Raw genomic sequence first — 21,848 nt, 5'->3', positions numbered from 1 at the left:
TAAAACAAGAAAAAAATGGCTAAAGAATTATTTTTCGATACCAATGCGAGAGACAGATTGAAAAAAGGTGTAGACGCTCTTGCTGATGCAGTAAAGGTTACCCTTGGTCCTAAGGGAAGAAATGTCATCATTGATAAAAAATTCGGAGCTCCTGCCATCACCAAAGATGGGGTTACAGTAGCAAAGGAAATTGAATTGGCAGAGCCAATTGAAAACATGGGTGCTCAACTGGTAAAAGAAGTAGCCTCTAAAACTGCAGATAATGCTGGTGACGGTACTACTACTGCTACAGTTTTGACTCAGGCCATCTTCAATGCAGGCATCAAGAACGTAGCTGCAGGCGCAAACCCAATGGATTTGAAAAGAGGTATTGATAAAGCGGTTTCTGCAATTGTTTCTGAATTGAGAAAGAACTCCAAGGCTATTTCTACCGGAAAAGAAATTCAACAAGTGGCTACCGTTTCTGCAAACAATGACGAAGAGATCGGTAAAATGATCGCTGATGCGATGGATAAAGTAGGAAAAGACGGTGTTATTACTGTTGAGGAAGCTAAAGGAACTGAAACTGAAGTAAGAACTGTAGAAGGAATGCAGTTTGACAGAGGTTACCTTTCACCCTACTTTGTCACCAACACTGAAAAAATGGAAGCTGAATTGGATAGACCATATATCCTGATCTATGACAAGAAAATCTCTTCCATGAAAGAATTGCTTCCTATCCTGGAGCCAGTTGCTCAGTCAGGTAAGCCATTGTTGATCATTGCTGAAGATGTAGATGGTGAAGCATTGGCTACCTTGGTGGTGAACAAAATCAGAGGTGCTTTGAAAGTAGCAGCTGTTAAAGCTCCTGGATTTGGTGACAGAAGAAAAGCCATGTTGGAAGATATCGCTATTTTGACAGGAGGTACTGTAATTTCTGAAGAAAGAGGGTACAAATTGGAAAATGCCACCGTTGATTATCTGGGTACTGCTGAAAAAGTAAATATCGATAAAGACAACACCACTATCGTAAATGGTGCAGGTGAGTCAAGCCATATTCAGGCAAGAATTGCTGAGATCAAATCTCAGATCGAAAAGACCACTTCTGATTATGATAGAGAAAAACTTCAGGAAAGATTGGCCAAATTGTCAGGTGGTGTAGCCATCCTTTACATTGGAGCCGCTACTGAGGTTGAAATGAAAGAAAAGAAAGACAGAGTTGACGATGCTTTGCATGCAACCAGAGCTGCTGTACAGGAGGGTGTAGTAGTAGGTGGAGGTGTAGCCTTGGTAAGAGCTTCTTCTGTTTTGGATACTGTCAAAGGTGACAATGAAGACCAGGATACCGGTATCAATATCGTGAGATTGGCCATCGAAGCACCTTTGAGAACAATTGTTGAAAACGCAGGCGGTGAAGGTTCTGTAGTCATCAACAAAATCAAAGAAAATAAAGGGAACTATGGTTACAATGCAAGAATAGATGTTTATGAAGACCTTTTCGAAGCAGGTGTCATTGACCCAACCAAAGTGACCAGATTGGCCTTGGAAAATGCTTCCTCAATTGCTGCATTGTTATTGACTACAGAATGTGTAGTAGCCGATGTGAAAGAGGATACTCCTGCAATGCCTCCAATGGGTGGTGGAGGAATGGGTGGAATGATGTAATTTCCATTGAATTCTATTAAAAGGGAAACCGCTTTGGTTTCCCTTTTTTTATTTATGGAATTAATGATTTTAGCATCCTAATTGGATAAAACAATTAGATATCTAAATTAGGTTCTCTATATTTGAGTTGTTTTTGGTCAATCTAAAAATTTTCAAAAAAAGGATACCCTAGTTGCAATGCACACCTTTCATTCCATAATTTTAGTAGATGATGACCCGATAAATAACCTCATCAACAAAAGATTGATCACAAAATTAGATATTTCTGATAAAGTGGAGGAGTTTTTGGACGCTGAAAAAGCAATTGAGCGTATAAAGAAACTTAAAGAAAAGGATAAAGTTCTGATTTTATTGGATATCAATATGCCGGTTATGAACGGTTGGGATTTTTTAAATTTTTATACAGAAAAATTCAGCAACCGTGATGATAAAATCGTGATGCTTTCCAGTTCCATTGAAGCCCAGGACAGACAGAGAGCATTTGCTTATGATATTGTAGATGGTTTTCTGGAAAAACCTTTGACTCCTGAAAAAATGAAAAGTATTCTGTAATGGATTTAGATTCAATCGTAAAACATCCGCTTAGCCTTGACTTATATTGTTTTGGGGAAGGTCATTTTGAAAAGCACCATATTACCTCCATTTCCCAGATAGCGCCATTCTTAAATCAGGAAAATAAATTTTGGCTCAATATTACGGATTTGGAAAATATGGATTTACTGGAAGAGATCAAAAATCTTTTCGACATCCACAGTATGACCATTGAAGATATTCTGAATAATCAGGAAAGGCCTAAAGTGGAGATTTTTGATCATTTTATTCTGATTGTAGTCAAAATGCTCTATACAAGAAATGGCATAGAGGATTTAGAAACGGAGCAGGTCAGTTTTGTTTTCGGAAAAAATTATATTCTGACTTTTCAGGAACATTCATTTGATATTTTTGACAGCATAAGGGCTAGACTTGAGAATCCAACCAGTAAAATCCGAAAACACGGAACAGACTATTTCGTGTATGCCCTTTTAGATGCCATTGTCTCTGAATATTACACACTGCTTGAAAAAGTCACCGATAAAATTGAAATGTTGGAAGAAGTCATTGTAAGTGAAGAGAAACGCGTAAAATTAAGCGAAATCTACAATCAGAGAAAATCCATTCAGCAACTCAAAAAAGTGATCTGGCCTACAAGAGAACTTCTATCCATTATAAAGAAATCTGATAGTTTTTTGATCAAAAGACGGACACTGCCATTTATCAATGACATTTACGAGCAAACCGTGGAAATCATTGAAAATCTGGAAATGCAAAGGGAATCCATCACGACATTGGTTGAGATCTATATGACCAATATCTCCTTGAAGCAGAATGAGGTCATGAAAACCTTGACCATCATCGCCACCATATTCATCCCCCTTACTTTTTTGGCCGGTGTGTATGGGATGAATTTCCATTTTATGCCTGAATTGAAATGGAAATTCGGGTATTACCTTGTTTGGGGAATTTTCATTGCAACAGCTGTTATCATGGCCTTTTATTTCAAAAGAAGAAAGTGGTTTTAGTATGTGAGATTCTTGGTAAATCCCCAAAAATCAATCATTAATTCAATAAAACCTTTTATTTTTTAGCAATAACACAGTATAAAAACTAATATTGTGAACAATACTCAACATGCTGTTTTAATGAATTTCAAAAACCTAAAGCGTTTGGTGGTTAAGATTGGTTCCAATGTACTGACGAAGGACAATGGACAACCTGATCTTTCCAGGATGGAGTCTTTGGTAAAACAGATAGCATCACTCAAGCAGCAAAAAATACAGGTAATACTCGTTTCATCCGGTGCAGTGGCTTTTGGAAGAAAAGAACTCTTCCTTCCTGATAAAATGGATACTGTTTTGAAAAAACAAATTTGGGCCTCTTCGGGACAGGTAGAATTGATTCAAACCTACAAGAAGTTATTTGCCCAAGAAGGAATGCCCATAGCGCAGATTTTGGTTACCAAAGAAGATTTTAGAGATAGAAGGCATTACCTCAATATGAAAAATTGCCTGGAAGGACTGATATCCCAAAATGTTTTACCTATTATCAATGAAAATGATACCGTTGCCATCACCGAATTGATGTTTACGGACAATGATGAATTAGCCTCCCTGACTGCTGCAATGGTCAATGCAGACACATTGCTCCTATTAACCAACGTGAACGGTGTCTATGATGGACCGCCATCGGATCCAGGATCGAAACTCATACCCTTTATTGGAGCTAAAATACCAGAACTCATACAGGCAATCAGTCCGGTAAAATCCTCTTTTGGACGGGGCGGGATGCTGACCAAACTCCATATGGCGAAAAAATCAGCAGACTTGGGAATTCAGGTGGTGATTGCCAATGGAAAAAAAGAAGATATTCTTTTAAATATCCTTAAGAAGGAAACCGAGTTTACTTTTTTTGAACCAAAGACCAGCAAACATTCCCCAAAAAAATGGCTGGCTCATGCAGAACACTATTTCAAAGGGGAGGTCATTGTCAATGAAGGGGCAAAAAATGCCCTCTTTTCCGAAAAGATTTCGAGCTTATTACCTGTGGGAATTAAGAAAATGTCCGGTGAATTTTCCAAAGGAGATATTATCAGAATCCAAGATGAATTTGGTAAAGTCCTTGGTCTGGGTAAAGCAGAGTATTCCAGCACCATTCTGGGGGAAAAACTAGGTCTAAAAAACCAAAAGCCTTTCATTCATTACGACTACCTCTATCTGTTTCAACATGCATGACTATAAATCTTTGTTTGAATCAGTCAGGCGTTCTTCCAGAAGGCTTGGTTTATTAGAGGAGGATCTAAGAAAAAAGACGCTGGAATCTCTCATTAAAATTACTTTGGAGAATATTCCTGCAATCTTAAGCGCCAATTTACTGGATCTTCAAAAAATGGATAAGGAAGATCCAAAATATGACCGATTGCTTCTCACGGAATCAAGAATTAAAGGAATTGTTGAAGAGATTCGACAGGTCATTTCACTCCCTTCTCCCCTTCATAAAATTTTGGAAAAGAGGACATTGGAAAATGGACTTGAACTTGAAAAAATTACTGTGCCCTTGGGTGTCATAGGTATTATTTATGAAGCCCGCCCAAATGTTACTTTTGATGTCTTTTGCCTGGCATTGAAATCAGGGAATGGTTTGATCTTAAAAGGTGGCTCTGATGCCGATAGTTCCAATAGGGCTATCATGGAAGTAATCCACCAAGCTTTGGAGGAAAATGGAATTCCAAAAGAAGCTTTTCAACTGCTCCCTGCTGATAGATCGGCGACTCAAGCTTTGCTGGAAGCGGTAGAATACGTGGATATCATCATCCCAAGGGGAAGCCAAGGCTTAATTGATTTTGTTAGAAAAAACTCCAAAGTACCTGTCATTGAAACTGGAGCCGGGATAGTACATACCTATTTCGATGAAACTGCCGATCTTGAAAAAGGGAAAGCCATTATCCTCAATGCCAAAACCAGAAGACCAAGTGTATGTAACAGTCTGGATTGTCTGATCATTCATCAATCAAGATTGGATGATCTTCCTGGACTTCTCCTCCCTTTATTGGAAAAAGGGGTAATCGTTTTTGCGGATAAACAGGCATTTGCCCACCTACCCTCCCACCCTCTGATCGAATTGGCCAAGGAAGAGCATTTTGGGACAGAATTTCTTTCCTTAAAAATGTCCATTAAAACAGTTTCCTCTTTTGAGGAAGCTTTGGATCACATTGAAAAATACAGTTCCAAACACAGTGAGGCCATTATTTCTGAAAATCAGAAAAACATTGAGCAATTCCTCAATGTAGTGGACGCTGCAGCAGTCTATGCCAATGCCTCCACTGCTTTTACTGATGGCAATCAATTTGGATTGGGCGCAGAGATTGGAATCAGTACACAAAAACTACATGCCAGGGGCCCCATGGCTTTACAGGAACTGACTAGTTATAAATGGGTTGTCAGGGGAAACGGGCAAATTAGGTAAATCAAAAACTATAGCCAAAGGACAGATAGGGCCAAAAGGGAATGACGTCGCCGAAATCCAGGATCGGGGAAATGCCAGCCCTGAAATTAAATCCCCCGTTGAGAGGTTGGTACCTATAACCAATATTTATTGAACCAAATACGGTCATGTAAGGTTCGAAACTAAGGTCCGGGTCCATTGGTTCTTGTCTTTCCTGAGCATAACCAAAAGTTGGACCAATACCCATCTCAAAATATTTCCCATTATTCCCGGCTAGGTAGTTGACCAAAATCGGAAAATTAAAAATTTCAGTGTCTTGCCAGGCCATGTATCCTGCACCGACACGTACACCAAATCCTTCCGATGATTTTGATAATCTTTTGTCGTAATTAATTGAAACTAAAAAGGAACTCCCTCCCAGTTCTCCGAACACCGTATTTCTTTTGAAATCTTCTTGACCTTTTGCCTGAAATATACTGAGAACAAAAATGCAAAAAACTGGAATTATGTATCTATTTTTCATAACAGGTTAATTAGGAAACCTAAAGAATTAATGAATGTAAAAAATAATTAGTAGAAAGCAAATTTCACCAACTCTTCAAGCGGAACATATTCCAAGGTTTTTTCATGACTGGCCTCTAGTACTATTTTTAGGGTTACTGGCGCTGGGTGAAGTTTGCAACTTCACCCTAATATCAATACCAATTTGTTATTGGCTAAAATATAAAAATTCACCAATAATCTACCTCGATCAGACCTTTTAACCCTGAGTAATTTCTCGCACTGGAATACAAATAATCTTCCTGCTTCTCTACGATTCCCGATCTGACCGGATTATCATGGATATAATTCATCCTGCTTTCTATCAGTTCCGGTCGATAAAGTTCAATGGCATGGTTTTCATGTGTCCAAAACTGCATGTCTCCTGATCTTTTATTGAATTTAGCATGGTAAGCAAAAATCATCTTTAACCATTCCTTTCTACTCTCCTGTGGATTTTCCAATATCATTTTAAGCAATTTCTTGCTTGTAAACTTCTTAAAATCCCTTACCCATTCTGACAATTTTCCATCCTTTCGCTGGACCACCAAATGAATGTGATTGGTCATTATGACATATCCGAACAAGTAAAGTCCTTTCTCTTTCCTACAAAATGTCAAGTTTTCGAGTACAAAGTCCCGGTAAACTTTCCTCGAGAAAACATCAGCCCATCCTACCACTTGGAAGGTCAGAAAGTATGGCATTTCTTGGTCTCTTATTTGAAAAGCATCGCCCATAACTAAAAATAATCTCAAAAAATCGAATTACAAATTCGTTATGATAAAAAGGTGTAGTTACAAACTACACCTAGCGCCTTCGCCAAACTTCACCCAGATGGGGGAAATGCATACTCTGGCCTGGGAGTGGTCAGATCATTTCCCCTAAGGAGACTGAATTCCAAAAATTCTTTTGTCATGACCGCACACACCGTATGGGTACCCAAATCATCCGGACCAGTTTCACAACAACCATTTCTGTAGAAACCTGTCAAAGGCTCCGTACTACAGCTTATCAATTTTTCTCCGAAAACATTATTTGCCTCCATAAATCCATAAAATAAAAACAAAGTCCCAAATTATCAAAAACAGATAAACAAGCAAAGTTTGAATCTAATCAAACATCTGATCATAATCCCTTTGCATTCGTAGCGTTTTTATCTTTGTGCCCGTTGTGTGAACCATTTTTTTTCATGTAGCTATGTCAGCGGGAACCAGAACATTGTTGTGGGTCAAAATATTCAAGGGTTAAGATTGATAAATATAAAGGCTAAAAGCAACAATATCCCAGTTATCTTGAACCACAAAAGAGGCAAAAGGAACACAAAAGCTGATAAGTTTTGACTCCTTGGCTTAACAGATCGTTTCAGCAGAACCTGTTTTTGTTCACTTTGTTATCTTTTGTGGTTCGAAAAAAAATCCAAGTTAGCTCAAATGATGATTTTATTACCACTACAATCCCCAAACCGACCATTGGTTTAATTACCAATTGTTAACAAAAAGCTAATCCTTAATTTTCAAATTCAGATTTGAAAGCATTTAACTTGCTCATTCAGATTATCTATATTTTAAAAAATAAATCGAATGAAAAGACGGGATTTCTTTAAAAATGGCCTTTTAACTTCTTTGGGATTAGGGGCATTGGGCTCAATACCTGTACTAACTTCAGCAGCATCCAGCAAGAAAAAAGCAAAAAATATTATTTTTCTGGTAAGCGACGGGATGAGTTCCGGCACATTGAACATTGCAGATATACTCCTACGGCACAAAGAAGGAAAAGCCTCCAACTGGATCAATTTGTATGAAAAAAATATAGTCCGCAGGGGCTTAATGGACACCTCTTCTGCCAGTTCTTTGGTTACCGATTCAGCAGCCGCGGGTTCTGCTTGGGGAGGTGGCATGCGGGTTAGAAACGGCGCCCTCAATATCGGCCCAAATGGCGAAAAGCCAGTTCCCATCCTGCAAAAATTCAAATCGGCCGGAAAATCAGTAGGATGCGTGACTACTGTACAGATAACCCACGCCACTCCAGCTTCCTTTTGTGTAAATAACGGTAGCAGAAACGCCATGCCTGTGATCGCCGAAGATTATCTTCGCTTAAGATTTGACGTGATGATGGGCGGTGGTGCTGAATTTTTCAGCCCGGAAAAAAGAGCAGATAACAGGGACCTCTTTGATGCATTTCAACAGACGGGTTTTGAAGTGGCCCGTAACCGTGCTGAAATGATGAAAGCAACCGGTGATAAGCCACTACTCGCTGTGTTTTCAGAAGATGGACTACCTTATGCTGTAGACAGGGTCAATAATAAGGAAATGTCTGAAAATATTCCCAGTCTTGCTGAGATGACAAGTAAGGCGATTGAAATCATGAGTAAAAATCCGAAGGGTTTTGTCATGCAGGTAGAAGGTGGAAAAGTAGATTGGGCAGCGCACGGCAATGATGCCGCAGCATTACTGTACGACCAGCTGGATTTTGATGATGCGGTTGGGGTAGCAATGGATTTTGCCATGAGGGATAAGGAAACCCTAGTGATCATCACCACAGACCATGGCAATTCAAATCCAGGACTATTCTATAGTAGCAAAGCAAATGAAAACCTGGAAAGGTTATTTGAAACCACTGCTTCCAACCAATGGGTATTAAACCAGATTAATCCAGGCTTCAGCAATTCCCAAGTAATTGATTTGTTTATGGAATATCAAAAAACCCCATTAACCCAGGATGAAGCTCAAATTATTTTAAGTGCCTATAAATTCAATGAAGAAGGCCTATATAATCCACAGAATCTTCCCTTTCATCCATTAGCTTCCATACAATCTAAATACACCTCCATCCAATGGGCTGGAACTAACCACTCTTCGGATTTTGTGGAGTTGGCCATGTTCGGTCCTGGGAGTGAAAACTTGTCCGGTTTTATGAAAAATTATGAGCTGCATAATTTTATGCTGACCGCCAGCAAAATGGATAAAGATTTCCTCGTTTAGGCAAAAATCAGTTGAAAACAACCCCTGAAAAAGACTGGTCTGATCATTTTCAGGGGTTCTTTTTCAACCATTTGAATCCGTTTCGGATCAACAAAAATGATTCGTCTTTATTTTTTCACTTTTCCAGGGTCATATTGCAATTTACCTAACCAATAAAGATATAGCACTTTTGAATACCTGAGCATCAAGGGAAGTAATACTAAATTAGATACAATAACAGTGATTATATATACCGAGATATCAGGGTCCTCAAAAAAGAAATTGAGGATAATCAGGACGTTGATCACCAAGGCTACTGAAAACGCATAACTGATATACATGGCCCCATAAAAGAAATCAGGTTCAGGTGTTAAGACTGCTTTGCATTTAGGACAAGTATGATTTACTTCGGTCAATTTATGATAACTAAACAGGGAAGAAGGGAAAATACTACCTTCTCTGCATTGGGGACATTTGCCATGGAGCATGGCAGAACCCAAACTTCTTTCTTTCATATGCACGGAATAATCAACTACAAAAATACTAAAAATACAGGAGAAGCATGTGATTAATGTCACGATTATTAACAAAGTAATTAAATGAAAACGCTCAAAATTTGTTAAAATTCAATAATTTTGTGACATGTTGACCGTGTTGAAGAAAAATAAATTATTCCGCATTTTATTTTTTCTGATGCTGATAAATTTTATAAATCTGTCAGCAAATTTTTACCAGCCATCAATTTCTGGGTTCCCAATCTTTTCCAAGGAAGATCCCCTCGATACTCTGGCAGAGCTGGTATTAGAGTATATGTTTGAATTGGATGATGAAACCATCCCGGATACAGAAGTCCCCCAAGGGGAAACAAAACTTAAAGATATTAAACTACATTTTAACCCAACCTTAATTGAAATTTTATTGAGAATGGAAAATTTGGTTTCTAAACCAAGTTCATTCTACATGTTAAGTTTTTATTCCTTCAAACAGGAGATAAACTCCCCTCCTCCAAAATGGGGATGAACAACCCACCTTGTCCAAATATTATTTTATCTTATATAATTATCTGATAATAAGAAAGTTAATTAATTTATAGAAAGATTTACCCATCCTATTTAGATTTGAATGGATGAATAAAATTTTCTATAAAGTCATACTTTTTCAAGGCCACAATCAATTTAAATATTTGGAAAGGTTTCCTAAATAATCAAAGTTTAAATCAATTGTTGAACAGATAGTCATTCTATAAGAGGGGTTGCTATTGACAAATTTTCAAATACTATCAATGAAATAATTAAAATGAATATAAAAAGAGTATTATTTGCCCTGTCCCTAATTACATTGACTTTGGGAGTTCAGGCACAAGTTGAAACTGACAGTCTGAAATTGGAAAGAAACAATTTAGATAGCCTGTTTCTTTTAGAGTTCGAAGAATCAGATACCAATCAAAAACCAAAAGTTTTACATGCTGAACCCTTATACATTGATCTCATCCGGGACTTGGGCGCCAGAAAGGGAGAAAAGGAATGGAATTTGGGAATGGGAATGACAGACAAAAGGGACTATGATGAATATGAGGCTTTGTTGGAATATGAATGGGCTCCTATAGATAGATTAGGTTTTGAAATAGAAGTTCCTGTGACCTTATACACAGTCCGTAGTAATTCGTCCAACAACCAGGAAAGGCCTTCCAATCGGGTAGAATCCCTAAAATTGGCAACCCAATGGTCATTTCTGGTCTCTGAAAAAGCCAAAACCAGTCTTGCCCTAGGCTATATTCATGAGTTCGAGTTTGTGGATATCAATAAAATAGGTCAGGGGAGTCCATTTAAGGGAAATATTTTCAACCCCTTTTTTGTAGCAGCTAAACGTTGGGGTACTAACTACCATACGCTGATTTACACAGGACCAAGAATTGAAAAGGAGTTCTCTATGAACCCCAAATTCACTTATGAGATACATACCAATTTCCATTATATGATCACGGGAACTAGAAATTTCATCGGTCTAGAAATCAATAAGGAAATTTACAAGGGAAAATTAGAGGCAGTATTAAGGCCACAAATGCGTGTTGGGCTGGCAGAAAATCTTATGGTTGGTATTGTAACAGGGATTCCAATCAATAGGGAGTCTGAAAGCTTAAGTTCCTTTATCCGAATCATTTATGAACCTGGCTTCAAAACCTTCCATTAAAAAAAGCGCTCTGTTTTCTCAGAGCGCTTTTTTTTAAAATTGTTTGGGCACCAATCCTCTACCGGGCTGTATTACCTCATCCAAATCATAATCTTTTCCTTTTCCCCATCTGAGTAATTCCTCCATAGTATATATTTCAGTCGTTTCTAAATCCTTGACTTTAAAATTGTCACCGGCCAATCTGGCCAGGATTTCCAATTTTCTTTTTTCTCCCCTATTGGTCAGCTCATAGACCCTTCCTACCCTGAGACTATCCAATGCAATTGCCATGTATTGAGCTTTTTTTAACTAAATTGATTCTTTAAATGGATGCTGTACTATCTTCCCGAAATCAACTCAATCGGGAAATATGCAACACCCTACACTTTGATTTTTTGACAGGAGCTTGGGCATAAATAGAAAAAGAATGTATTTAAAAATTTATGCGTCTTCCTTAATGATTACCCCGGAGGCTTCAAATGCATATTCTAGCTTAGGAGCTTTAATGGCATCTATTTCTTCTTTTGATTTGCCTGCATCTTCTGCATAATGCTTTAATGTAGCCACATCTGTTACCTTCTTGGTAGCCACACCCTCAATTATAACAGGAAAACCTTGGGAATTTTTAGGAACAAAAAAACCATAGTCTTTGAAAGTCACCCTCATCGTTTCACCATTAGGCAAATCTATAGTCATCCAACAACCTTTCATGGCACATACTTCCTTGATTTCTCCTATTACTTTTCCTTCAAATTCCCCCTCTTCTTCCAATTCTGAAACCAAAAGGTCCAAAGACAATGCACCGGCATCTGTAATTTCCTCACCAAACTGTCCTACAGGAGAATCAACTTGGATTTCAACAACCGTTTCCTCGCTACTTTTGTTGTTTTGTTGATTACAAGACCAAGCCACAATCAAAGCTGTCAAAAACAATAAAATAAGATTTGCCTTCTTCATAATGATTTTTTGTTAAAATTAACCACATCCAATCTTTTATCCAAAATTAAAATAAGGGTCATTTTTTTAATTTTTCTGCAAAAACCTTTTTGAATTTCTCTACTTTCGGTCTGATTACAAATTGGCAATAAGGCTGCATGCCGTTATCCTTGAAGTAATTCTGATGGTAATCTTCTGCCACATAAAAATTACTAAATGGGGTTATTTCAGTAACTATGGGTTTGTTAAAAGCTCCTGATTCATCAAGCTTTTTCTTATAAAATTCAGCTTGTTCCCTTTGACTTTCAGAATGGTAGAAAACAACAGAGCGGTATTGCGGGCCAATGTCTGCACCCTGTCTATTTAGGGTTGTGGGGTCATGTGTGGACCAAAAAATCTCCAGAATTTCTTCAAATGATAACTGTTTGGGGTCATAAAAAAACTGAATCACTTCAGCATGTCCAGTGGTGCCAGAGGTAACCTGCTTATAACTTGGATCAGCCAAATAGCCGCCACTGTAGCCGGAAAATACTTTTTCAACTCCAATCAGATCCTGATAAATGGCTTCAGTGCACCAAAAGCACCCCCCGCCTAATGTTGCCACTTCCAGTCCTTCAGGAATTTCAACTGTTGTTTTGGGTAAATTTTCCATTTTCTTTTCTTTTTTGTCTGTCGATTGGGCGCAGGATAGATTACTGAATAATAGGATACCTATAATAACTGCAATTGACTTCATTTTTCTCTTTTTGTTAATTAAACTGATTAGCTGTTCAATTGGTTTTGTGGATCAAAGTTATTTGAACCTCCTCCTCAAACTCCTCTCCGTATTTTACCGGAATGCCTTTTTGTGTCAACAGAATATTTCCATTTTTATATAAGTTCATCATGGCTACTCTAACCTCGGACATGAAATACCGCCAATCCTGGGGATAAATCCAACGGACAACATCCGAGGGTGAAAAAGGAACACCCTTTTTCATTCTTCCCATTTCCAAAATGGCAATTTCCAATATGCTATGGTTCTCCATCTAAACAAAGAAGAGAATTTTCTCTGAATACTAAAAAAGAAACTTAAAGGAGATCTAATTCAAAGAAGTGAAAAGGATTGGGATTAATTTAACCCCAATCCTTTCAAACTTTTAAATAAAAAATCAATTCCATTGAAAAATTGTCAAACAATCAAATTTTACCTACCTCGGTAAACCATTCTAAACAAAAAATACTTTCAGGATTTCTCCTGAAAAAAATCAGAACTTAGACCAAAAGTTTAGGCAATCAACCTTTTCACTCTGAAAGCCAATTCATTTGGATTAAACGGTTTGGGAACAAAATCTGAAGCACCGGATTCAAATGCTTTTATCACAGTCGGTTCTTCATCTCCCATTGAACTCAAAACAATTACTGGGCAATTAGGTCTTCTATTCTTTGTGAATTCTACGATATCAACTCCGTCATGAAACGGAATCAGGACATCTGTAATTACAAGGTCAGGATTAGTGGAATCAAAAATACTCATCCCCTCTTCACAGTCATTGGCCAAAGTAATATTAAAGCCTTCCTTTTTCAATCTGAAAGACACTAAACTTGAGATCAGTTTATCGTCCTCAATCACCAAAATATTTTTCATAATCAAGCTTTTAAATGGATTAGTGGGATAAATATAAATATTAAAAAATATAAAAAACAAGGCCTGTTTAACTTAAAATTGTATAAATTTTTTATCAAAAAATACAAATAAATTAAAATGTATTATGTAAGAAAATATTTGCCGTTCTTAACCGTTTTTCATGCGTAAAAAAAAATAACTTTTTTGAAAAAAAATTCTTTTGTTAGCTTCATCCGAATTAAATTCTTAAAAAACTGCCTTAACTCATATGAATATCCGATTCAACCAAAAGGTATTCTGTAGCTTATTCTTTCTGGCTTTATGCTTTGCTGTGTCTGCTTTTTCTCAAAGTGACCCAAAAGGTGAAAGAAGGGTTACGGGAACCTATGCGCTTACCAATGCAACTGTAATTACATCTCCAGGAAAGTCAATTTCCGGAGCAACAGTGCTCATAAAAAATGGATTAATTGAAGGCATTGGAAGCGATATTAAAATTCCATCGGAAGCACAGGTTATCACTATGGATTCCCTATTTATTTATCCTGGCTTTATTGATGGGGCGGGAAATACTGGGATTAATAAACCTGCTGAACCGGAAAGGCCTGCTAATTTTGACCCTTCCTATCCGCCAGATGAAATCGCAGGCATTACACCTTGGAGAAACGTATTGGATTATTTTGATTCCAAAAGCACCCAGGTTCAGGATTGGAGAAAGGTCGGTTTTACAGTTTCCCAAATCATACCTGATGGGGGAATGCTTCCAGGCAAATCTTCCATAGTGACCTTCGGGGGAAAAGAATCCAGCAATATTTTAGCCCAAAACACCTCATTACACGCAAGGTTCAGAAGTTCAGGAGGAGGAAGAGGAATGTATCCGGGTACCCAAATGGGAATGATGGCAAAATTCAGGGATTTATATAAAAATGCAGAATTATCCGAAAAACATCACACACTTTTTGCTTCTACTTCCGGGATTAGCAGGCCTGAGGTAAATAAAACCTTAGAAGCATTTTTTCCTGTTTTGAATAAAAAGATCCCCATTACTTTTGAGGTATCTAATGACCTTGAAATAAGAAGGGTATTGTCTTTAAAGAATGAGAATGGTTTCCGGTTGATTTTGGTAAATGTAGCCGATGTGGAACATGTCATTAAAGAAATAAAAGAAGCCAATGCACAGGTTTTACTTGGACTTAAACTTCCAAATGATAAAACAGCAAGTACCAACTTAGAGGATTTATCAGATGAAATGAAAGCAAGAACCCAAAAAATAAAAGATGCCTATCAAAAGGTATTAAAGCAGGCTTCTTCACTGGAATCAGCTGGTATTCCCTTCGGATTTACGACCATAGGAGCCAATCCTAATGAAATGTACAAAAACATCAGATTGATGATTCAAAATGGCTTAAGTGAAGATGCTGCATTGGCTGCTTTGACCATCAATACCGCTAACATTTTAGGTATCCAAAGGTTTACAGGAACTATTGAAAAAGGCAAGCTTGCCAATATGGTCATCATGACCGGACCAATATTCACTGAAGAATCACAGGTTAAACATGTGATAGCTGACGGCTATATTTTTGATTATGAATTAAAAAAGAAAAGTGGGAATGGAGGCGCAGGTGAGAATGGAAAAGCTCCAAATATTGTCGGAATTTGGGAATATACTTCAGATACCCCTGCCGGAAGTTCAGGAGGAATCATGGAGATCAAAAAAGAAGGAGAGCATTTAAAAGGTGTCATCAGTTATGATGATCCAGCTGGAAATGGGAAGGCAACTTCGGAAATGAAAAACATTTCCCTTTCAGGATCTAATTTGACCTTTACGTTTAATGTTGCCGCTGCAGGGATGTCTTTAGAGGTCAGTGTAAATGGAGATGTCAATGCAAATCAATTTTCCGGTAATATGTCATTAACGGAATACGGTAGTTTTCCATTAAATGCTACAAAAAGACCAAATCAATCCAATCAATAATCCAAAAGAAATGAAAAAGATAAAATATATTCTTACAGGCTTTTTGATTTTGGGTTGTATTACTACCCAAGCCCAGACTCCAAAAGGTTCTGTTCTGATAAAAAATGCAACTGTCCTAACAGTTACAAATGGAACTTTAAATGAAACTGATGTCCTTGTCGAAAACGGAATTATCAAAAAAATTGGTAAAAACCTCAGTGCTTCCAATATTGAAACCATTGATGCAAGGGGAAAATATGTGATGCCGGGGATCATAGATGCCCACTCTCATGTTGCTTTGGATGCAGTAAATGAGGCAACAGCCCCGATTACCTCGGAGGTACGCATGGCAGACGTGGTCAATCCTTATGACATTGGAATTTACCGGGCTTTGGCAGGAGGTGTTACCATTTCGCATGCCATGCACGGTTCTGCCAATGCCATCGGTGGACAAAACATCACATTGAAACATAGGTATGGTTCCGGAAATCCAGAGGATCTGTTTATGAAAGAAGCCCCCAGAACGATCAAATTTGCCCTGGGCGAAAATCCTACGAGAGTTCATGGGAGAGGAAATGGCATTCAACCAAGAACCCGTATGGGGGTTGAAGCGGTCATCAGAAATGGATTTAATGAAGCCATTCAATACAAGAAGGCATGGACAGCCTATGAAAATGCACTGAAACAAAAAGGCATAAACCCTGTTCCTCCAAAATATGATACCAGATTACAGACCTTGGCAGACATCCTTGATGGAAAAATCATCATTCATTGTCATTCCTATCGTGCAGATGAAATATATGCCCTTATCAACACCTGTAGGGAATTTGGTATTGATAAAATAGTTTTTTCTCATGTGAATGAGGGGTTCAAGGTAGCACCTGAACTTGCAGAATACACAATGGGTGCATCTGTGTTTGCAGATTGGTGGGCGTATAAGTTTGAAGTTTATTATTCTACCGCCTTTAATGCAGCAATCTTAATGGAAAATGGAGTGATCACCTCCATCAATTCCGACTCAGCTGAATTGATCCGTCATTTATACCATGAAGCTGGAAAGGCACAGCGATATGGTGAATTGAATGATGAACAAACCTTGGCATTGATCACCATCAATCCAGCCAGACAACTTGGAATAGATGACAAGGTAGGTTCAATTGAAGAAGGCAAGCAAGCGGATTTGGTAATTTTTGAAGGACATCCACTTTCCGTTTATGCCATACCTCAAATGACCTTTGTGGATGGAATTAAATATTTCGATATCAATGAGGATCCTGATGATATGAGGTTAAAGGTCAGTGCGAGTGAAGCTATTGAACCCATTTTCCTTAAAGAACATGAGCATAGATGTATGCAGGATGTGGATTTTTTCTTCAGCAATTTTGGAAGAAGTCTTTTCAATCATTCACACTAATAGTCCATCAATTCAATAAAAAGCATGAAAATGAAAAATTTGAAATACATTGTATATGCCTTCATATTGACAGTGTTGCCAATAGCGGTAAATGCCCAATTTGATGGAGAATTTGTCAAACCAAGGACTGGAAAGTTTTTGCTACAAAACGGTACAGTAGTAACAGTTACCAAAGGGACCATCGAAAACGGAAGTGTTTTGATCGAAAACGGTAAAATCATTGGTGTTGGAAAAAATTTAACTGCAGCAGATGCAGAAATAATTGATTGTACCGGTCAATTCATTTATCCGGGTTTATTGGATGGGGGAAGCAGATTGGGTCTAGTGGAAGTAAATTCCGTTGCAGAAACCCAGGACTTTGCTGAAATAGGTCAGGTTACCCCAAATATGAGAGCTTTGGTAGCAATCAATCCAAGTTCAGTTGCTATTCCTGTTACACGGGTAAGCGGGGTGACAACAACTTTGGCTACGCCTTCAGGGGGCTTGTTCCCGGGAACTGCCGCCCTGATCAATTTAAACGGTTATACCCCGGATCAAATGTTTGCTGGTTTTGAGGGAGTAGTCCTGAATTTCCCCTCATCTGCCAGACGAAGCACCTGGGACAGAAGAAGTGATGAGGATATCAAAAAAGAAGCTGAAGAGGCTCAAAAAACTTTGAATGAAATATGGGAAAGAGCTGAGACATATTATAAACTTCAAACGGCCAATGCCGAATTGCAATACTATCCTGAAATGGAACAGTTGGCCAAAGTGATAGGTGGTCAGCTACCTCTCTTGGTTGAAGTCAATGCAGCCTCAGATATCCTTGATGCCATTGCATGGCTAAAGTCCAAAAATATCAAGGCTATATTAACCGGTGTGGCTGAAGGATGGAGAGTTGCAGATAAAATTGCAGAAGCCAAATTCCCGGTGATTACCGGCCCCATGCTTTCAATTCCAACAAGACAATCAGATAGATTTGATGCTTCTTATACCAACCCGGGAAAAATGGCAAAAGCAGGTGTAAAAGTGGTAATCCGATCAAATGATGCTGAAAATACCAGAAACTTACCCTTTAATGCTGGCTTTGCTGCGGCTTATGGTATGGGAAAAGAAGAGGCACTCAAAGCAGTTACCATCAATGCGGCAGAAGTATTTGGCATTGCGGATAAAATGGGTTCCATAGAGGAAGGGAAAGATGCTACATTATTGGTCTCCACCGGAGATCCATTCGAAACAAAAACCCAAATCAGACATGTCTTCATCGAAGGATATAGAATTCCAATGAGCAACAGGCATATTAAACTGTATCAGGAATTTTTGGAAAGATCACCGGGTTTGGAAAAAAACTAAAAGTAAATTATGTTTAAACCGCAGTCAAAATTGACTGCGGTTTTTATTTAGATATCAGTTATGATCGTAAGTACAACAAACCAACTTGAAGGTTATAAAATCACTTCCTATTTAGGAATAGTTTCAGGAGAAACTATCATTGGAGCCAATGTATTTAAAGATTTCTTTGCCAGTATCACCGACATAGTCGGTGGCCGTTCGGGGGCTTATGAACGCGTTTTAAGAGAAGCAAAAGCAACTGCCATGGCAGAAATGGAAATGCAGGCCAAAGCATTTGGAGCCAATGCGGTTATCGGAATCGATCTGGATTACGAAACTATACGTGATGGAATGCTGATGGTCACTGCTGCAGGTACGGCCGTGAAAATTGAAAAAATCATTAATTGACAATTTCAATCTTACCGGAACTCACTTCACCCCTGATGGTATTAGCGGAACCATTATTGATGTTCAATGTCCCTGAGGATTGGGCATCCCCTACCCTTACTGTTCCGCTACCGGCAGTTATGTTATAATTATAATCCATAAGGTTGCTGAAAGTCTGAATATAAATATTTCCAGAGGAAGCTTTCAGGTTGGTCTGCGGGCTTAGTCCTGAATTTGTAGCAAATAATTGTCCGGAAGAAACATTGATCTGACCAATGGATTTGACATTGGTCATTTCAATTTTTCCTGAACTTATATTCGATTTTACCGATCCGTTAATATCAATAAATGCAATTTGTCCAGAGGATCCTTCTCCCTCTACATCACCGTCTATTCTTACCAAATCCAACTTCCCTGAAGCTATTGTAGCTTTTACCAAGCCGGTAATATCCTCAACTCTCCCTGAACCGGAGGAAACAATCAAGGAAATTTTTGGGCTTGTAATGTTTCTGCCACTTATGGTTCCTGACCCCACATTAAGTTCGATTTCTGTGGCTACCACATTGTGGGCATCTACACTTCCTGAACCTGCTTCAAGATCCAGCTTCATATTTCTGGGACCTGTGAGTTTGATATAGCCTTCTCCTTTTGCACCTCCACTAAAAAGGCGGCTATTGGTTTCGATGAACACCTGAAGGGTGCTACCAACAATTCGGTATTTCACCTCATACTTTTTATCAGAATTAGACCTTAAAACTGCATCCAGGTTCAAGACCTGCTTTCCACTTTCACCGATATACTGGACATCCATGAAGGCTCCATCAACTTCCACTTCGGTAATACCTTCAAAGTCCTGGTTTAATTCAGAGACCACTGTAAGATCATCGCCCAGACAGCTGCTAAGAAACATCAGGGATCCTAAAAGAAATACCTGTGTGAAAATCAGATTTATTTTTTTATTTGATAGAATGGATGTAAACCCTCTGGAAACTAGCGAACTTTTCATACAATTATTAATTCATTTTTTTTCTATATTCCACCAAACGAATGCCAATTTTTTCCATCTGATTTGCTTCCAAACAATTATTTTTCAAAAAGGTCGCAAAAATCTTGAATGGCAGATGATTAGCTCAGTCCATTTTTTATTTATTATCCCAAGCATCAGGAACATAGTATTGAAAGTCCATTTTTGAACACTATTACGCTTCAATGAACAGAAAAATCACTGCAAATAAAAAACAATTAATCCTTGCAATTATTAATCCTCTCTTCTTAATTTGCATCATCCTTTCACTTTTATCGTGTAGGGATTTATAAAGAAGAGGTTAGAGACAGGCTCGAAGACCCTCTGGCAACCTGGAAAATCCAAGGTGCCAATTCCTGCCAATTGTACCTATTGTCAATTGGAAATATAAATTCTGAACAACATGAGCATTCCTTTCTTGCTTTGCAAAAATTCCCTTTCTAATTTGTGCTTAAATACTTCTGAGATTAGCATTCCAATGCATGTTTTGGAATTTCCCCCAGTACTTGTTTCATATACAAGAGTTATTTAATTATTTAATTTTCACTTCTAAACCACTAAAATCATGTCCAATTATCGCTTTGAAACGCTTCAGCTTCATGCAGGGCACACCCCGGATTCCGCCACGAATTCCAGAGCTGTACCAATTTATCAGACTAGCTCCTATATTTTTAATTCTGCAGAGCATGGAGCTAACTTATTTGCCTTGAAAGAATTCGGAAACATATATACCCGGATTATGAATCCCACTACTGATGTTTTTGAACAAAGGGTAGCTGCATTGGAAGGCGGGGTTGCTGCTTTGGCAACTGCTTCAGGTCAGGCAGCCCAATTTCTGGCATTGAATAATATTCTACAGGTAGGTGAAAATTTTGTTTCTACATCATTTCTTTATGGAGGTACTTACAATCAGTTTAAAGTTGCGTTTAAAAGAATAGGAATAGAAGCAAGGTTTGCCAAAGGGGATAACCCTTCTGATTTTGAAAAGTTGATTGATAATAAAACCAAGGCCATTTACCTAGAGACGATAGGGAATCCGGAATTCAACATTCCTGATTTTGAAGCGATTGCCAAACTTGCCCAAAAACATGATATTCCTTTGATTGTGGATAATACATTTGGTGCGGGCGGTTATCTTTTCCAACCCTTAAAACATGGGGCCAATATTGTGACTGCCTCTGCCACAAAATGGATAGGAGGACATGGAACTTCCATTGGTGGGATTATTGTAGATGGCGGCAACTATAATTGGGGAAATGGAAAGTTTCCTCAATTTACCGAACCGTCTGAAGGATATCATGGGTTAAAATTTTGGGAAATCTTTGGGGAAAACAATCCATTAGGTCTTCCCAATATTGCCTTTGCCATTAGGGCAAGGGTGGAAGGCTTAAGAGATTTTGGCCCTGCACTGAGTCCATTTAATTCTTTCCTATTAATTCAGGGGCTGGAAACCCTCTCTTTGCGTGTACAAAAAACAGTTGATAATGCACTGGCTATTGCGGAATGGTTGGAAAAACACCCCAAAGTAAAAAAGGTCAATTACCCTGGATTAAAATCTTCCCCTTATCATTCCCTTGCCTTGAAATATCTGCCCAATGGATTTGGAGGTGTTCTCAGCTTTGAACTGAAAGGAGATAAGGAAGGAACAACCCAGTTTATCAATAACTTAAAATTGATTTCCCACTTGGCCAATGTGGGTGATGCCAAAACACTTATAATACAACCTTCAGCCACTACCCACCAACAATTATCTGAAGAAGAGCAACTGGCTGCCGGAGTAAGCCCTACCCTTTTGCGCCTCTCTTTGGGAATTGAGCATATAGAAGATATCAAAGAAGACCTACAGCAGGCCTTTAATAATTTAAAAGTTTAACTATCAAACCTTTTGGACATTTGGGGCCATTCAATTCCAGGATGGTCCCAAAAAT

Annotated in this window: 21 protein-coding genes, 1 pseudogene and 1 riboswitch; of the genes and pseudogenes, 12 read left to right on the top strand and 10 right to left on the bottom strand. The window is 38.3% G+C overall.

The annotated features are described in order from the left end of the window. The first annotated feature begins 15 nt into the window (after window positions 1–15). The 5 genes from groL (at window position 16) to ACFSKV_RS15495 (ending at window position 5,643) form a co-directional block, all read left to right on the top strand. Window positions 16–1,644: a chaperonin GroEL gene (gene groL, locus ACFSKV_RS15515; protein WP_380804709.1), complete on the top strand. Its 1,629-nt coding sequence runs from the start codon at window positions 16–18 to the stop codon at window positions 1,642–1,644. 177 nt (window positions 1,645–1,821) lie between these two features. Next, the gene (locus tag ACFSKV_RS15510; RefSeq protein WP_380804706.1) at window positions 1,822–2,196 is read left to right on the top strand and encodes a response regulator; all 375 of its coding nucleotides are present in this window, start codon (window positions 1,822–1,824) and stop codon (window positions 2,194–2,196) included. Then, the gene (gene corA / locus ACFSKV_RS15505; RefSeq protein ID WP_380804704.1) at window positions 2,196–3,203 is read left to right on the top strand and encodes a magnesium/cobalt transporter CorA; all 1,008 of its coding nucleotides are present in this window, start codon (window positions 2,196–2,198) and stop codon (window positions 3,201–3,203) included. Before ACFSKV_RS15510 ends, corA begins: the two co-directional genes overlap by 1 nt. A 120-nt stretch (window positions 3,204–3,323) precedes the next feature. Then, window positions 3,324–4,412 (top strand): glutamate 5-kinase, encoded by a 1,089-nt coding sequence (gene proB / locus ACFSKV_RS15500; protein WP_380805116.1) that lies wholly within the window; start codon window positions 3,324–3,326, stop codon window positions 4,410–4,412. After that, entirely contained in the window at window positions 4,405–5,643 is a 1,239-nt protein-coding gene (locus ACFSKV_RS15495) for a glutamate-5-semialdehyde dehydrogenase (protein WP_380804702.1), read from the top strand. Before proB ends, ACFSKV_RS15495 begins: the two co-directional genes overlap by 8 nt. Before the next feature lies 1 nt (window position 5,644). Here the strand turns inward: ACFSKV_RS15495 and ACFSKV_RS15490 are convergent, their stop codons facing one another. The 3 genes and pseudogenes from ACFSKV_RS15490 to ACFSKV_RS15480 form a co-directional block, all read right to left on the bottom strand. Continuing rightward, window positions 5,645–6,145, bottom strand: a complete 501-nt coding sequence (locus ACFSKV_RS15490; protein WP_380804700.1) for a hypothetical protein — start codon at window positions 6,143–6,145, stop codon at window positions 5,645–5,647. Window positions 6,146–6,353: 208 nt separating this feature from the next. Next, window positions 6,354–6,866, bottom strand: a complete 513-nt coding sequence (locus tag ACFSKV_RS15485) for an REP-associated tyrosine transposase (RefSeq protein WP_380804697.1) — start codon at window positions 6,864–6,866, stop codon at window positions 6,354–6,356. A 134-nt stretch (window positions 6,867–7,000) separates the two neighbouring features. Further along, a pseudogene (locus ACFSKV_RS15480) lies at window positions 7,001–7,207 on the bottom strand (DUF2237 family protein); the annotation flags it as partial. 535 nt (window positions 7,208–7,742) lie between these two features. Between ACFSKV_RS15480 and ACFSKV_RS15475 the strand changes: the two are divergent. Further along, window positions 7,743–9,143 (top strand): alkaline phosphatase, encoded by a 1,401-nt coding sequence (locus ACFSKV_RS15475; protein WP_380804694.1) that lies wholly within the window; start codon window positions 7,743–7,745, stop codon window positions 9,141–9,143. Between the two features lie 107 nt (window positions 9,144–9,250). Here ACFSKV_RS15475 and ACFSKV_RS15470 read toward each other — a convergent pair whose 3' ends face one another. After that, window positions 9,251–9,637: a DUF983 domain-containing protein gene (locus ACFSKV_RS15470; protein ID WP_380804692.1), complete on the bottom strand. Its 387-nt coding sequence runs from the start codon at window positions 9,635–9,637 to the stop codon at window positions 9,251–9,253. A 781-nt stretch (window positions 9,638–10,418) separates the two neighbouring features. Between ACFSKV_RS15470 and ACFSKV_RS15465 the strand changes: the two genes are divergently transcribed. Further along, the gene (locus tag ACFSKV_RS15465; RefSeq protein WP_380804689.1) at window positions 10,419–11,312 is read left to right on the top strand and encodes an HAEPLYID family protein; all 894 of its coding nucleotides are present in this window, start codon (window positions 10,419–10,421) and stop codon (window positions 11,310–11,312) included. Window positions 11,313–11,345: 33 nt separating this feature from the next. Here the strand turns inward: ACFSKV_RS15465 and ACFSKV_RS15460 are convergent, their stop codons facing one another. The 5 genes from ACFSKV_RS15460 to ACFSKV_RS15440 all read right to left on the bottom strand — a co-directional run bounded on the left by ACFSKV_RS15460 (window position 11,346) and on the right by ACFSKV_RS15440 (window position 13,854). Next, complete coding sequence (locus ACFSKV_RS15460; protein WP_380804686.1) at window positions 11,346–11,582, bottom strand: hypothetical protein; 237 nt, start codon at window positions 11,580–11,582, stop codon at window positions 11,346–11,348. Window positions 11,583–11,732: 150 nt separating this feature from the next. Then, a complete protein-coding gene (locus ACFSKV_RS15455) occupies window positions 11,733–12,248 on the bottom strand; it encodes a DUF4920 domain-containing protein (RefSeq protein ID WP_380804684.1) in 516 nt (171 codons plus the stop codon). 58 nt (window positions 12,249–12,306) lie between these two features. After that, entirely contained in the window at window positions 12,307–12,963 is a 657-nt protein-coding gene (gene msrA / locus ACFSKV_RS15450; RefSeq protein ID WP_380804682.1) for a peptide-methionine (S)-S-oxide reductase MsrA, read from the bottom strand. Window positions 12,964–12,997: 34 nt separating this feature from the next. Further along, window positions 12,998–13,255, bottom strand: a complete 258-nt coding sequence (locus ACFSKV_RS15445; protein ID WP_380804680.1) for a DUF3253 domain-containing protein — start codon at window positions 13,253–13,255, stop codon at window positions 12,998–13,000. A gap of 239 nt (window positions 13,256–13,494) precedes the next feature. Continuing rightward, window positions 13,495–13,854 carry a response regulator transcription factor gene (locus ACFSKV_RS15440; RefSeq protein ID WP_380804678.1) on the bottom strand — a complete coding sequence of 120 codons (360 nt, stop codon included), beginning with the start codon at window positions 13,852–13,854 and terminating at the stop codon, window positions 13,495–13,497. Window positions 13,855–14,101: 247 nt separating this feature from the next. Between ACFSKV_RS15440 and ACFSKV_RS15435 the strand changes: the two genes are divergently transcribed. Genes ACFSKV_RS15435 through ACFSKV_RS15420 form a run of 4 tightly spaced genes read left to right on the top strand, consistent with a single transcriptional unit; the run spans window position 14,102 to window position 18,917 of the window. After that, entirely contained in the window at window positions 14,102–15,805 is a 1,704-nt protein-coding gene (locus tag ACFSKV_RS15435; RefSeq protein ID WP_380804677.1) for an amidohydrolase family protein, read from the top strand. A 10-nt stretch (window positions 15,806–15,815) separates the two neighbouring features. Next, a complete protein-coding gene (locus ACFSKV_RS15430; RefSeq protein ID WP_380804675.1) occupies window positions 15,816–17,198 on the top strand; it encodes an amidohydrolase family protein in 1,383 nt (460 codons plus the stop codon). A gap of 30 nt (window positions 17,199–17,228) precedes the next feature. After that, window positions 17,229–18,530 (top strand): amidohydrolase family protein, encoded by a 1,302-nt coding sequence (locus tag ACFSKV_RS15425; protein WP_380804674.1) that lies wholly within the window; start codon window positions 17,229–17,231, stop codon window positions 18,528–18,530. A gap of 60 nt (window positions 18,531–18,590) precedes the next feature. Then, on the top strand, window positions 18,591–18,917 hold the full coding sequence (locus ACFSKV_RS15420; protein WP_380804672.1) for a YbjQ family protein: 327 nt from the start codon (window positions 18,591–18,593) through the stop codon (window positions 18,915–18,917). Here the strand turns inward: ACFSKV_RS15420 and ACFSKV_RS15415 are convergent. Continuing rightward, window positions 18,910–19,902, bottom strand: coding sequence for a DUF4097 family beta strand repeat-containing protein (locus tag ACFSKV_RS15415; RefSeq protein ID WP_380804670.1), 993 nt, complete (start codon window positions 19,900–19,902; stop codon window positions 18,910–18,912). The genes ACFSKV_RS15420 and ACFSKV_RS15415 overlap by 8 nt on opposite strands. A gap of 302 nt (window positions 19,903–20,204) precedes the next feature. Beyond that, window positions 20,205–20,314: riboswitch (SAM riboswitch) on the top strand. Window positions 20,315–20,485: 171 nt separating this feature from the next. Between ACFSKV_RS15415 and ACFSKV_RS15410 the strand changes: the two genes are divergently transcribed. After that, window positions 20,486–21,793, top strand: coding sequence for an O-acetylhomoserine aminocarboxypropyltransferase/cysteine synthase family protein (locus ACFSKV_RS15410; RefSeq protein ID WP_380804667.1), 1,308 nt, complete (start codon window positions 20,486–20,488; stop codon window positions 21,791–21,793). The last annotated feature ends 55 nt before the right edge of the window (window positions 21,794–21,848 follow it).

It is taken from the genome of Shivajiella indica, assembly GCF_042683085.1.
Classification (GTDB): Bacteria; Bacteroidota; Bacteroidia; order Cytophagales; family Cyclobacteriaceae; genus Shivajiella; species Shivajiella indica.
This window is presented reverse-complemented; position numbering and strand designations above follow the sequence as displayed.

Coding starts and splice junctions, on each gene's coding strand:
- groL (WP_380804709.1), top strand. CDS start 16: ATGGCTAAAGAATTATTTTTCGATACCAATGCGAGAGACAGATTGAAA.
- ACFSKV_RS15510 (WP_380804706.1), top strand. CDS start 1,822: ATGCACACCTTTCATTCCATAATTTTAGTAGATGATGACCCGATAAAT.
- corA (WP_380804704.1), top strand. CDS start 2,196: ATGGATTTAGATTCAATCGTAAAACATCCGCTTAGCCTTGACTTATAT.
- proB (WP_380805116.1), top strand. CDS start 3,324: ATGAATTTCAAAAACCTAAAGCGTTTGGTGGTTAAGATTGGTTCCAAT.
- ACFSKV_RS15495 (WP_380804702.1), top strand. CDS start 4,405: ATGCATGACTATAAATCTTTGTTTGAATCAGTCAGGCGTTCTTCCAGA.
- ACFSKV_RS15490 (WP_380804700.1), bottom strand. CDS start 6,145: ATGAAAAATAGATACATAATTCCAGTTTTTTGCATTTTTGTTCTCAGT.
- ACFSKV_RS15485 (WP_380804697.1), bottom strand. CDS start 6,866: ATGCCATACTTTCTGACCTTCCAAGTGGTAGGATGGGCTGATGTTTTC.
- ACFSKV_RS15475 (WP_380804694.1), top strand. CDS start 7,743: ATGAAAAGACGGGATTTCTTTAAAAATGGCCTTTTAACTTCTTTGGGA.
- ACFSKV_RS15470 (WP_380804692.1), bottom strand. CDS start 9,637: ATGAAAGAAAGAAGTTTGGGTTCTGCCATGCTCCATGGCAAATGTCCC.
- ACFSKV_RS15465 (WP_380804689.1), top strand. CDS start 10,419: ATGAATATAAAAAGAGTATTATTTGCCCTGTCCCTAATTACATTGACT.
- ACFSKV_RS15460 (WP_380804686.1), bottom strand. CDS start 11,582: ATGGCAATTGCATTGGATAGTCTCAGGGTAGGAAGGGTCTATGAGCTG.
- ACFSKV_RS15455 (WP_380804684.1), bottom strand. CDS start 12,248: ATGAAGAAGGCAAATCTTATTTTATTGTTTTTGACAGCTTTGATTGTG.
- msrA (WP_380804682.1), bottom strand. CDS start 12,963: ATGAAGTCAATTGCAGTTATTATAGGTATCCTATTATTCAGTAATCTA.
- ACFSKV_RS15445 (WP_380804680.1), bottom strand. CDS start 13,255: ATGGAGAACCATAGCATATTGGAAATTGCCATTTTGGAAATGGGAAGA.
- ACFSKV_RS15440 (WP_380804678.1), bottom strand. CDS start 13,854: ATGAAAAATATTTTGGTGATTGAGGACGATAAACTGATCTCAAGTTTA.
- ACFSKV_RS15435 (WP_380804677.1), top strand. CDS start 14,102: ATGAATATCCGATTCAACCAAAAGGTATTCTGTAGCTTATTCTTTCTG.
- ACFSKV_RS15430 (WP_380804675.1), top strand. CDS start 15,816: ATGAAAAAGATAAAATATATTCTTACAGGCTTTTTGATTTTGGGTTGT.
- ACFSKV_RS15425 (WP_380804674.1), top strand. CDS start 17,229: ATGAAAAATTTGAAATACATTGTATATGCCTTCATATTGACAGTGTTG.
- ACFSKV_RS15420 (WP_380804672.1), top strand. CDS start 18,591: ATGATCGTAAGTACAACAAACCAACTTGAAGGTTATAAAATCACTTCC.
- ACFSKV_RS15415 (WP_380804670.1), bottom strand. CDS start 19,902: ATGAAAAGTTCGCTAGTTTCCAGAGGGTTTACATCCATTCTATCAAAT.
- ACFSKV_RS15410 (WP_380804667.1), top strand. CDS start 20,486: ATGTCCAATTATCGCTTTGAAACGCTTCAGCTTCATGCAGGGCACACC.